Below are 10400 nucleotides of genomic sequence, written 5' to 3'. Positions count from 1 at the left end.
CTGCAGCGCCAGCACCTGAATGTGGACGACGAGTCCCGGCGGCCGCTCGCAGTTCGGTCGTAGTTCGAGGACCCGCGGCTGTGTCACCGCCGACCTGTTGGCGTCGACGGAGACGTTGCCCCAGTACCCGCTCGTCGTTTCCGCCGCTTCCGGCTCATCCGTCGGCACGGCGGCGGGCGTTACCGTCGCCTCGGAGGGTGCCTCTCCGCCGCTGCCGAACAGCGCCCCGCAACCGGCCAGCGAAACGAGAACGGCGATCGCGACGAGCACGAGCGGCCGAACGGCTGTCATACCCCTGTATTGGGGTGGAACCCCTTCGGTGTTCTGTCACCGTGTCCGCGCGCTGTGTCGCCTGGCAGCGGCCGAGCTGTCACGCGAGCCGGTCCTCGACCGCGTCCACGTCGTCCGGCTCGTTGACGTTGTAACACCAGCCGTCGAGTTCGACCGCCTCAACGCGGTGACCGGCGCTCAGCAACAGGTCAATTGCGTCGGGGAGTTCGTACTCGCCGCGCTCGGAGGGTTGCGTCAGCGTGCAGGCGTGGCCGATAGCCGGTTCGAAGACAAAGAAGCCCCGCGTGACCAGTGTCGACGGTGGGTCCGATGGCTTTTCGACGAGGCCGGTCACCCGGCCCTCGCTGTCTGTCGTGACGACACCGGTCGACCTGGCTTCCGCCCGCGACACGCTCTCGACGAGTAGCGTCGCGCTGGCGTCAGTCTCGCGGTGACGGGCAATCGCGTCGCTCAGGTTCGCCCGGCAGACGTTGTCGCCGTTCAGCACGACGAAGGTTCCGTCGACGGCGGATCTGGCCTGTTCGAGCGCATGGGCAAGCCCCAGTTGCTCGTCCTGCCGGACGTACGCTATCGGCGTGCCTCGGTACTGCTCGCCGTAGTAGGACACGATGTCGTCGGCGCGGTAGCCGATAACGACGACCAGCCGGTCGCCGCCGACTGACCGTAGCGTCTCGAAGCAGTGTGTCAGCAGTGGCTTTCCGGCCACCTCGACCAGTCCCTTCGGCTTGTCTGCAGTGAGCGGTCGCATCCGCGTCCCTTCGCCGGCAGCGAGCACGACGCCGTCCATATTTGGTCCCATGCTCGTGCCGGCTAAATGCCTGTGGACGAGCGGGTTCTGTCTGTGGCCCGCCAACAATCCGTATGGCTGAGGAGTGTGATACCTGCGCCCGGTCGGTCACCGTTGAGGAAGCCATTCGCCGGGCGACGTTCGGTGACCTCGACACCGACCGCTGGCAGACGCTGTGCTGTCCAGATTGTGGTGCGCGGCTCCGGACGGCATTCGTTGGGGCGCACTCCTGACGGGGAAAGAGACAGGTGGCAGTGGCGTGTGACTCTAACACATGGAAGACGAAGCGTGGCGCTCGGTCGACATCATCCGGGACAACGACGGCATACCGCACGTCCTCCAGCAGAAGATGCTGGTATTCACCAGCGGCGTCTCCGAGGAGTCGGCTGGCTACACCAAGCCGGCGATGGAACACCGGCTCGTCCCGCTCAAGGACCTCACGAAATCCGGGCGGTCATGACCTTTCGTCGGGGCAGTCAGCGCTTCGACCGATAGCCCGAAGACCGACTGGTTGGCCAAAAAACACCTCGGGATACACTTTTGCGCCCGTCGGAACGAGTATTCATAATGGCGGAACCGCTGTACGTCGGCGTCGACCGGAGCGACGAGTCCTGGGTCGCTGTGGCGTTCACCGGCGACGGCTTCGACCACACGTCCGTGTTCGATAGTATCGGCGCGTGCTGGGCAGCTTACGAGGAGCGCGCCCGCCGGATTCTGGTCGGGGTGCCGATCGGACTTGTCGAATCCGGCGAGCCGGACCGCCGGTGTGATGAACTCGCTCGGTCAGTCCTTGGTGAGCGAAGCACGACGGTCCGCACGCCGCCAGTGCGAGAAGCGACCCGGAAACAGCGATACTCGACGGCCAATCGCGTCCACAAGCGCAAGACTGGACACGAACTCTCCGAGCGGGCGTTCGCACGGAGCGACAGCCTCGCCAGAGTCGACGAACTCCTGCAGGAACTGCCCGAGGCCGCCGCTGCCATTCGGGAGTCTCATCCGGAAGTCTGCTTCCGAGCACTTGGCGGCGAGCCGCTCACTCACCCGAAGCACACTGCCGGAGGGTACGCTGAGCGGATGCGGATTCTCGCGCATTACGACCGTGACGCAGCCCCGACAGTCCAGAAAGCCGCCGAAGCGACCGGTGGCACAGCGGTGGCCGTCGACGACGTGCTGGACGCCGTCGCTCTCGCGTACACAGCACAGCCGGGTGATGGAGAACTGTACACGCTCCCGCCCGAGCCGCCGCGAGATGCGACGGGGCTGCCGATGGAAATCGTCTATCGGGCAGCGTCGCCACTGATCACGTAGTGACGCGCCGGCGAGCGCTGTTGCTCGTCGTGAGTTATGTACGTGCCAGCGACACTGCCGTGTACGCTATGGTACACCGCGACCGCTGACAAGTGATTATAATGCTAGACTGAAGACAGATGCCGTCTTACAGTCGCGTGAGGTTGGTCGCACGCGGACCCTTGTCCGCCTGCTCGATGTCGAACTCGACTTCCTGCCCCTCTTCGAGGTCAGGGCCGCCGACGTCTTCCATGTGGAAGAAGACGTCTTCGTCCGCATCGTCGGTTTCGATGAAGCCGTAACCACCAGTGTCGTTGAAGAAGTCGACAGTGCCTTCCGCCATTGTTAGAGCCTCGTGACGTTGTTGGCGCGCGGACCCTTGTCCGCCTGCTCGATGTCAAATTCGAGCTCCTGTCCTTCCTCGAGGTCCGGGCCGCCGATGTCTTCCATGTGGAAGAAGACGTCCTCGTCCGCGTCCTCAGTGTCGATGAAACCGTAACCGCCAGTGTCGTTGAAGAAATCAACCGTTCCTTTCGCCATTGCAACCAAAGAGATGCCAGCACCACGGATAACAGTGTCGGTACGATGCTCTGGTGGGAAACAGAAAGATCCGACCGCTGTCTGGCGATTAGGGGGTGTGTAATACTGTCATGGCACATGCGCCGCCGGCTCTCCCGGCTGGCTATAGACGCCACGGCGTCGCGTTCGGTCTTACCGGATCACTAACCAAATGGAATTAGCCGTTCGAGCACAAGTCATAATTATGTACCGTGGTGCCCGGGCCCGCCTTGCGCCGTGGCTGCTTGCTGGCTTCGGACTCGCGTTCACAGGTGCGGCCATCGTCTGGCACCTCGGTATCGAGACACAGCGTATCGGACAGGTCGGCGGCCCTGCGCTCGCGTTGGCCCTCGACGGGCTACTGCCGCTGGTGCTAGTGTATGGCAGCTATCGCCTCGTCTCGTCGTCGACACCGGGTGCGCAGATCTGGACCGTCTTCGTCTGGAGCGTTATCGGCAGCCTTGCAGTCGGGGCTGTCATCGGTTTGAGCGTCTTTATCCGCATGATGGAGGGTCGAACAATCGCCGAACCGGTGTTCGTCACCCTGTTGGCGATGGAGACGGGCGCTGTCACGGGACTCATCGCGGGCACGCTTGCGGTTCGGGCCCGTCAGGATGCCAGTCGCGCGACCCGAACCGCGAACACGCTGTCGTTCGTCAACGACCTGTTTCGACACGATATCGCGAACGGACTCGTCGTTATTGATGGCCGCGCGACGATCATTCGACGGAACGCCGACTCGGACACGGTTCAAACGGCAGCGGACGCGATCCACGAGCAGGTAACCGAACTCGATAGCTTGGTCGACAACGCCGGGGCGGTCGTTGAGACCCTCAGTTCCGACCCGGCATTCGAACCGACCGACATCGTCGGGATTGCCGAGGCGGTGATACAGCGAATCGAGCAAACACATCCCATCACCATCGAACTTCAAGCCCCGGACAGCGCAATGGCATACACCAACGAGGCCGCTCGCCCGGTTCTCCGGAACCTCATCGAGAACGCTATCGAACACGGGACGCCGGCAGCAGAACTCTCCGCTGAGGGGACCGCGACGGACGGAGCAGCGCTGCCGAGCGAGGCACAGCGGGCGGAGACGACAGAGTTGACGGGAGACAGATATCATCAGCCATCGGTGTTCGTCGCGATCCGCGAGACCGACGATGTCATCGAGACCCACGTTGTCGACGACGGTCCGGGAATTCCCGACGACCAGCGTGACAGCGTTTTCGACCCGCGGGCGGGCGACACGCACGGCGGCGGACTCCATCTCGTCGAAACGCTCGTTACGAGTTTCGGCGGCGATATCTCCCTCGCTGACACCGCCAGCAAAACCGACGCGGCCTTCCCCGACACCGACCTTGACGGCGCGCACTTCGTCGTCGAACTCCCGCGAGCGTGACACCTGTCCGCACGACCGACGTTTCTTGATTGTGGGGGGCACAGTGAGGCGTATGTTCCCTCGCTTGCGTGCACAGGGTCCGACCGTCCTCATCCCGCTGGCGTGGCTGCTCGTGGGGCTGGCCCATCTCGATGTGGTCACTGACCGGACCGTGCTGATATTCCACGTCGTTGCCGCCGTCCTCATCGCTGCGTTCGCCGTCCTTTCGTGGGATGAGATGGTGACGGGCATCCTCCGGATCTGGCGCGATATTCTGCTCGTTGGACTCCTGCTCACCGTCGGCGGCATCGTCGGTTTCCTCTACTCTCCGCTCCGGGTTCCGTTCCTGACGACGACACTACTGGGGTGGATGGCTGTTCCGGGCGTCGGCCTCTACTACACTGGGAAGCACGTTCCGGCAGGCCAGCGGGCGTACACGGCCGGCGCAGTGCTGAGTGTTCTCGGTGCGGCGGTGTACGCTGGCGCGCTGTTCCCGCCGGCGGAAACCGCGTTGCTCGCCGGCATCGGACTTGCGCTGGTCGGCCAGACGGTCGGCATCGTTCAGGCGGTTCGCCAGCCCGACGAACCGTCAGGCTAGGGCCGCATCGAGCTTCTCCACCGGATGCGGCGGTTCGCCGTCGCTTTCGTCCCAGTCGTCCAGTTGCGTGCGACAGGACGCGCCGGGCGCGACCACGGTGTCGCCGCGACTCTCGCCGATCTGATCGAACAGGATCGAGCCGATGGCTTTGCTCATCGAGAAGTGCTCGGCCTCGTAGCCGAAAGAGCCGGCCATGCCACAACAGCCCGAATCCAGCGGGTCAACGTCGTAGCCGGCCCGTCGGAGGACGCCGACAGCGTGGTGGTCCTTCTTCGTCGCCTTCTGGTGACAGTGGCCGTGGTAGGTCAGCGTCTCGCCCGACGTATCCCAATCGGCCCCCTCGTCCAGCCGGAAGGTGTCGAGGTACTCACAGATGCCGTAGGCGTTGGCGGCCAGCGTCTCCACGTCCTCACCGGACAGCAGGTCCAGATAGTCCGACTGGAACATCACGGCATCAGAGGGTTCGACCAGAACCACGTCCCAGCCCTCCTCGACAGCGGGGACGAGCGCATCAATGTTGTCCCGCGCGGTCGCCCGGGACTGGTCCAGAAAGCCCTTCGAGTGGGCCGGTCGCCCGCTGTCGGTCCGGTCGGCCAGTTGGACGTGGACGCCCGCGGCTTCGAGGACGCGAACGGCGGCTTTCCCGACCTCGGGATGGCTGTAGTTCGTGTACGTGTCGGGAAACAGCAGGGCTTGCCGCTCGGCTTCGTCCGCCGGGATTTGCGGGCCGCGTTCGTCGAACCAGTCCTGCAGCGTCGTGCGCTGGAAGCTCGGCAGCGTGCGGTCGGGGGCGATACCGACCGCCTTCTCCAGCACCGTTCGAGCGCCCGGCACCTTCGTCGCGAGGTTCGACAGTGGCGCGAAGGAACTGCCTAACCCGGCCAGCGCGTCGACGTTGGCGAACACCTTGTCCCGCAAGCTGGACCCGTGTTCCTGATGGTAGGCGTGTGTCACCTCGGCTTTGAGCTTCGCCATGTCGACCTCGCTCGGGCAGTCCTTCGCACACCCCTTGCAGCCGATACAGAGGTCGAGCACCTCGTGCATGAACTCCTCGTCCGTAGGTTCGTCCGGCAGGTCGCCGCTCATCGCTTGCCGGAGCATATTCGCCCGCCCCCGCGTCGTCGTCATCTCCTCCTCGGACGCGCGATAGGTCGGGCACATCACGCCACCGGTCGTCTCCTGCGGGCCGCGACAGCCGCCACAGCCGTGACAGAGTTCGACCATCCCCTGCATCCCGTTGTCGTTGTCCCACTCCAGTGCGGGGTCGAAGCCGGTGTCGAACTCGTATTCCGGGTCAAAGCGGAGGTTCTCGGTCATATCGACAGTGCGCGCCCGCTCGGGCATCGCGCCGGACTCGACCTCGCCTGCGTCGACACCGACGACCTGCCCGGGGTTGAGCAGCCAGTCGGGGTCGAACACCGACTTGAGTTCCTGGAAGGTCTCCCAGAGGTCCGCGCCGTAGAGCTTCTCGTTCCACTGCGTGCGGGCGCGGCCGTCGCCGTGTTCGCCCGAGACGCTCCCACCGTATTTCACGACGAGGTCGGTCACCGCGTCGGCGATGGACTCCATGGTTTCGACGCCCTCGACCGACTTCGTGTTGATGAGCGGGCGGATGTGGAGCACGCCGGGGCCGGCGTGGGCGTAGAAGGAGGCGAAGGTGTCGTGCTCCTCCAGAATCTCCTGAAAGTCGGCGACGTACTCCGGGAGGTTCGCCGGCGGGATGGCGGTGTCCTCGATGAACGAGCCGTGTTTCTCGTCAGTCGTCCGCGAGAGTAGTATCGGGAGGCCGGATTTGCGCATCTTCCAGAATTTCTCGCGTTTCGCCTCGTCGTGGGCCTCCATAGCGTCGAACGCCCGTATCGGCGTGTCAACGATGGTCCGGTCCGCGGTCGGGTCGGCGGCGGGGTCGACGCCGTTCGTTCGGTCCGCAAGCAGGTCGGCGACTTTCTGTCGCCCGCTCTCCTCGTCGTCGGCGTAGAACTCTACGATGAGGACCGCCCGAGTCCCCTCGGGCAACATCCCAACCACGTCTTCGAACTCGGCGGTGTCTTGGGCCAGGTCGATGAGTACGTCGTCGAGCACCTCGACGGCAGCCGGGTCGTGTTCGAGAATGTCCGCCACGTCTTCCATAGCCTCGATGAGCCCCTCGTAGGCGAGCAGGCCCATCGACTTGGTTTCTGGAATCGGCTCCAGGGACACCTCGGCCTCGGTGACAATTGCGAGGGTCCCTTCGCTGCCGGCCAGCAGCGAGGCGACGTTGATGGTCCCGTCCTGTGCGTCGTCGAGCACCCAGTCGAGGTTATACCCAGAGACGTTGCGCTTCAGGTCCGGGTAGTGGCTCGTGATTTCTTCGCCTTCCTCGGCGAGTATCCGCTCGATTTCGGCGTAAATCTGGGCTTCGAGGTCACCGTCGGGGGCCGCCCGGTCGCGCAGTTCCTCGCGGGTGACCTCGCCGAACGTCGTGACGGTTCCGTCCGCGAGGACGACCTCGCACTCCTCGATGTAGGCGTCGGTCTTGCCGTACTGCAGGGAGTGTGCGCCGGTGGAGTTGTTACCGATAGCGCCGCCGAGAACGCTCTTGTCGCCCCACGCCGGGTCCGGCGCGAACTTCAGCCCGTGGTCGGCCAGCTCCCCGTTCAGGTCGCCGAGCTTGATGCCCGGCTGGGCTCGCGCTCGCCGGTCGTCGGGCCGGGCCTCGACGAGGTCGTTCATGTACCGTGAGAAATCCAGCACGACGGCTTCGTTGACGGTCTGGCCGGCAAGGCTCGTCCCGCCGCCCCGCGGCAGAACCGGAATCTCACGCTGGGCGCAGTAGGACATGACCGCGGCCACGTCCTCGGTTGACTGTGGATAGACGACGCCAATGGGCAGCACCTCATAGAGGCTGGCGTCGGTCGCATACAACTGCCGCGAGTACTCGTCGAACCGGACCTCGCCGTCGACGCGCGCCTGCAGGTCGTCGACGAGGCCAGACCGAGCGACAGTCTCATTCTGGTAGTCGTAGTTCGATACCTCGTCAGCCGAAGGGTCTATCCGGGTGCCGGAATCGGTTGCCATGGTGTGTTTCGTGTCCAGTCGCCCGGCCACCGACGGACCGGGTACTCGGCGGTTATCTGTGGCTGTTCTAGCTGTACGCCTGACAAAACAGTTCCGCTACGGTATCTCATCACGCATTTTCGAGCCGGCCGAACGCAGCCTGCGGACGGCACTCCCGTCTCCCCGTGATAGCACGTGTTACGCAATTGTTAATATCAATACGAGCTTATATAAGGTGATTATGACACACAGCAACGACCCCTTCGAGATAATGTTCCGACTCTTCGCACAGACGCAACGAGAGATGATGGACGACAATCTGGGCCGGCGGATGGATGACGATTCGAGACGCCGAATGGCTGACAGTCCCGGATACCGCGCCGACCGACCAGCCGCTAGCACGCGCTCGGTCGACCACCGCCAGCACGGCATCGACACGAACCTTCATGTCGACGAGACCGACGACGGGTACGCCGTGATGGTCGACCTCCCGGGCTTTGAGCGCGACGACCTCGCCGTTCGCTTCGAGGATGGTGTCCTCAGTATCCAAGGCGAATCGAATGTCGCTGCGGAAACGAGCGATGGCGCTCGCCGACACAGTCGACGAGTCACCGAACGTGTCACCGTTCCCGAGCCGGTAATGGACGATGACATCACGGCCACCTACCACAACGGCGTGCTCGAAATAACGCTGCCGCGCGCGGACGATGCCAGTGACTCGAACCGAATCGAAATTGAGTAGCCCTCTTTTTTCGACTGTTGCTTGCCGATGTTAGACGGCTTCCCCAGCAAAAGCGCTCTTAGTACCCTGATATCCCGCTATTCCTCAGCTACTGTGATATCTTATCCCCTCCCGCTGTCGACTCCGTAAAAACAGACGCTCGGGTCGCAACTGATGCTCGGAGCATCTCCGAGCCGACTGCGCCGGCGCGGCTTCCCGACCTGTATGAACGCACGGAGCGCGTCAAGTGGTGGAGGTTCGTGTGGGCGAGTGTCCCGAGTCTGTCGCGTGACTACAGGTCGACAGTCACACGCAGTTCGCTGTCAGTTATCGTTCCGATGGCGTCGGCGGCGACCTCAATGTCGTCCTCGTCGGCGTCACCGAACCCGAGCCCCTGCACCCAGGCCTCGGTGAGGTCCGGGTCCGGTTCGACGTACGCAATCTGCCCCTCCGGGTCAACCTCGGTCACGATGCCGATCTGTTCTCCCTGTGCGTCCACGAGGAATTTCCCCTCGTCTTCTGTCGATAGTACTGCCATTTCGACTGACACCACAGACTGGACCAAGTAATAAACGTCGGTCACGCCGACTCCGTCCCCGTGCCCTTTCCCGCCTGCCGTCGGCTGGCATCCGCCCTTGTTCGCTAATATCGCGAGAAGTTCTCGTCGGGGTAGACCCCTTCGTCAGTGATATCCACCACGTCCAGCGTCGCCAGTCGACTGAGGCGGTCTGCCGCGTCTTCTTCGTCGACACCCAGTTCCACCGCCCGCGCTAGCACGCGGTCGCGGCTGGGCACGGACTCGATGAAGCCATCCCTGTCTGTCTCCGTTTCCTCTGCGATGATCGCCTTCAGGATGGCCCCGTGTTCCCGCTTCGAGGGTGTGGTACTGTCGCCGGTCCAGTCCACGCTCAGCGTCCCATCCTCGTTGACGTGGGAGACGACGAATCCGTCCGGCAGCGCTTCCGTCACCGCCGCCACCAGCGCCGCCCGATCAAGCCGCGCCTCGAATCGAAACCGCTTACCGTCTTTGGACTGCCCGAGACTCCCGACGTTCGTCCCCGCTTTTGCTATGGCCTCCGAAACCGCGTCGGCAAGCCGGTCCTGTACTGACGCCGCAACGGCATCCCGCTCCGCATCGAGGTCTGCGAGTTCGTCGGTCAGGGTCGCATGGTGCTCCATCTGCTCGTGTGCTGGCTCCTCTGTCATACCCATGCTACTCGTCGCCACGGACGTACCTGTTCCGGCGACTGTGCCGAGTCAACGGGGCAACCAGTGGTCGCTACTTACTCACCTTGTTCAAATCCGCTCGAGAGCGTTTTCACTGTTCACTTTGTTCGTAGGAAAATGCCGCCTCCCGGATTTGAACCGGGGACAGCTCGATCTTCAGTCGAGTGCTCTCCCAGTCTGAGCTAAGGCGGCGCGCACTCCAATCGATGACGAGGGTAGAAAAAAGCATTTCGAAAGCGGGCGGAGGTTTTGTGGCATCCGCCGGGAGGGTCGACCGCTGATTACGGGAGAAATAGGTCCGCGCTGTCGAACGTCTCGCCACAGTCGTCGCATTCGTACTCAGTGCCATTAGTCGTCGAGACGTCCCCGCTGCAGGCCGGACACGTCGAGCCATCTATCATGTCATGCACTACCACCACTCCGGATATATGGATTACGGGCGACTATCAATCGAGATAGAGGGCCCCGTTTCTGCTGGCTGTGGGTGTTTGCCCCGCTGTAGTTGGCTCTCCCA

The 10400-nt window shown here is 63.5% G+C and carries 12 protein-coding genes, 1 tRNA gene and 1 pseudogene; 6 read left to right on the top strand and 8 right to left on the bottom strand.

Annotated elements, in window-relative coordinates:
• Both G9463_RS22345 and G9463_RS22340 read right to left on the bottom strand, forming a co-directional pair.
• A pseudogene (locus tag G9463_RS22345) lies at nt 1-291 on the bottom strand (DUF4864 domain-containing protein); the annotation flags it as partial.
• Nucleotides 292-370: 79 nt separating this feature from the next.
• On the bottom strand, nt 371-1078 hold the full coding sequence (locus tag G9463_RS22340) for a nucleotidyltransferase family protein (protein ID WP_165897869.1): 708 nt from the start codon (nt 1076-1078) through the stop codon (nt 371-373).
• Between the two features lie 74 nt (nt 1079-1152).
• Between G9463_RS22340 and G9463_RS22335 the strand changes: the two genes are divergently transcribed.
• The 3 genes from G9463_RS22335 (at nt 1153) to G9463_RS22325 (ending at nt 2386) form a co-directional block, all read left to right on the top strand.
• Entirely contained in the window at nt 1153-1311 is a 159-nt protein-coding gene (locus tag G9463_RS22335) for a hypothetical protein (RefSeq protein WP_004959005.1), read from the top strand.
• A 41-nt stretch (nt 1312-1352) separates the two neighbouring features.
• Nucleotides 1353-1538 carry a hypothetical protein gene (locus tag G9463_RS22330; protein WP_165897868.1) on the top strand — a complete coding sequence of 62 codons (186 nt, stop codon included), beginning with the start codon at nt 1353-1355 and terminating at the stop codon, nt 1536-1538.
• Nucleotides 1539-1645: 107 nt separating this feature from the next.
• On the top strand, nt 1646-2386 hold the full coding sequence (locus G9463_RS22325) for a DUF429 domain-containing protein (RefSeq protein WP_121302341.1): 741 nt from the start codon (nt 1646-1648) through the stop codon (nt 2384-2386).
• 127 nt (nt 2387-2513) lie between these two features.
• On the opposite strand, the gene G9463_RS22320 is transcribed toward G9463_RS22325, so the two are convergent.
• Both G9463_RS22320 and G9463_RS22315 read right to left on the bottom strand, forming a co-directional pair.
• Entirely contained in the window at nt 2514-2708 is a 195-nt protein-coding gene (locus tag G9463_RS22320; RefSeq protein ID WP_004515391.1) for a cold-shock protein, read from the bottom strand.
• Nucleotides 2709-2710: 2 nt separating this feature from the next.
• Nucleotides 2711-2905 carry a cold-shock protein gene (locus G9463_RS22315; protein ID WP_004515390.1) on the bottom strand — a complete coding sequence of 65 codons (195 nt, stop codon included), beginning with the start codon at nt 2903-2905 and terminating at the stop codon, nt 2711-2713.
• A 223-nt stretch (nt 2906-3128) separates the two neighbouring features.
• Between G9463_RS22315 and G9463_RS22310 the strand changes: the two genes are divergently transcribed.
• Both G9463_RS22310 and G9463_RS22305 read left to right on the top strand, forming a co-directional pair.
• Nucleotides 3129-4325, top strand: a complete 1197-nt coding sequence (locus G9463_RS22310) for an ATP-binding protein (protein WP_240150123.1) — start codon at nt 3129-3131, stop codon at nt 4323-4325.
• Between the two features lie 52 nt (nt 4326-4377).
• A complete protein-coding gene (locus G9463_RS22305) occupies nt 4378-4902 on the top strand; it encodes a hypothetical protein (RefSeq protein WP_165897866.1) in 525 nt (174 codons plus the stop codon).
• Here G9463_RS22305 and G9463_RS22300 read toward each other — a convergent pair.
• Nucleotides 4894-7959, bottom strand: coding sequence for an FAD-binding and (Fe-S)-binding domain-containing protein (locus G9463_RS22300; RefSeq protein ID WP_165897865.1), 3066 nt, complete (start codon nt 7957-7959; stop codon nt 4894-4896). The two genes, G9463_RS22305 and G9463_RS22300, sit on opposite strands and share 9 nt — an antisense overlap.
• Before the next feature lie 220 nt (nt 7960-8179).
• Here G9463_RS22300 and G9463_RS22295 point away from each other — a divergent pair, with 220 nt between their 5' ends.
• On the top strand, nt 8180-8680 hold the full coding sequence (locus tag G9463_RS22295; protein ID WP_165897864.1) for an Hsp20/alpha crystallin family protein: 501 nt from the start codon (nt 8180-8182) through the stop codon (nt 8678-8680).
• Between the two features lie 271 nt (nt 8681-8951).
• Here G9463_RS22295 and G9463_RS22285 read toward each other — a convergent pair whose 3' ends face one another.
• The 3 genes from G9463_RS22285 to G9463_RS22275 form a co-directional block, all read right to left on the bottom strand.
• Nucleotides 8952-9197 (bottom strand): hypothetical protein, encoded by a 246-nt coding sequence (locus G9463_RS22285; protein WP_165897863.1) that lies wholly within the window; start codon nt 9195-9197, stop codon nt 8952-8954.
• A gap of 104 nt (nt 9198-9301) precedes the next feature.
• Entirely contained in the window at nt 9302-9871 is a 570-nt protein-coding gene (locus G9463_RS22280; RefSeq protein WP_011224161.1) for a hypothetical protein, read from the bottom strand.
• A gap of 133 nt (nt 9872-10004) precedes the next feature.
• Nucleotides 10005-10078: transfer RNA gene (locus G9463_RS22275), tRNA-Phe, on the bottom strand.
• Nucleotides 10079-10400: the final 322 nt, after the last annotated feature.

This window comes from Haloarcula sp. JP-Z28, from assembly GCF_011440255.1.
Lineage (GTDB): Archaea > Halobacteriota > Halobacteria > Halobacteriales > Haloarculaceae > Haloarcula > Haloarcula marismortui.
The sequence above is the reverse complement of the archived record's forward strand: the minus strand, read 5'-3'. Positions and strand labels throughout refer to the sequence as shown.

What these genes read in the sequence shown, in the direction of transcription:
- G9463_RS22340 (WP_165897869.1), bottom strand. Translation starts at nt 1,078, where the DNA reads ATGGACGGCGTCGTGCTCGCTGCCGGCGAAGGGACGCGGATGCGACCG.
- G9463_RS22335 (WP_004959005.1), top strand. Translation starts at nt 1,153, where the DNA reads ATGGCTGAGGAGTGTGATACCTGCGCCCGGTCGGTCACCGTTGAGGAA.
- G9463_RS22330 (WP_165897868.1), top strand. Translation starts at nt 1,353, where the DNA reads ATGGAAGACGAAGCGTGGCGCTCGGTCGACATCATCCGGGACAACGAC.
- G9463_RS22325 (WP_121302341.1), top strand. Translation starts at nt 1,646, where the DNA reads ATGGCGGAACCGCTGTACGTCGGCGTCGACCGGAGCGACGAGTCCTGG.
- G9463_RS22320 (WP_004515391.1), bottom strand. Translation starts at nt 2,708, where the DNA reads ATGGCGGAAGGCACTGTCGACTTCTTCAACGACACTGGTGGTTACGGC.
- G9463_RS22315 (WP_004515390.1), bottom strand. Translation starts at nt 2,905, where the DNA reads ATGGCGAAAGGAACGGTTGATTTCTTCAACGACACTGGCGGTTACGGT.
- G9463_RS22310 (WP_240150123.1), top strand. Translation starts at nt 3,129, where the DNA reads ATGTACCGTGGTGCCCGGGCCCGCCTTGCGCCGTGGCTGCTTGCTGGC.
- G9463_RS22305 (WP_165897866.1), top strand. Translation starts at nt 4,378, where the DNA reads ATGTTCCCTCGCTTGCGTGCACAGGGTCCGACCGTCCTCATCCCGCTG.
- G9463_RS22300 (WP_165897865.1), bottom strand. Translation starts at nt 7,959, where the DNA reads ATGGCAACCGATTCCGGCACCCGGATAGACCCTTCGGCTGACGAGGTA.
- G9463_RS22295 (WP_165897864.1), top strand. Translation starts at nt 8,180, where the DNA reads ATGACACACAGCAACGACCCCTTCGAGATAATGTTCCGACTCTTCGCA.
- G9463_RS22285 (WP_165897863.1), bottom strand. Translation starts at nt 9,197, where the DNA reads ATGGCAGTACTATCGACAGAAGACGAGGGGAAATTCCTCGTGGACGCA.
- G9463_RS22280 (WP_011224161.1), bottom strand. Translation starts at nt 9,871, where the DNA reads ATGGGTATGACAGAGGAGCCAGCACACGAGCAGATGGAGCACCATGCG.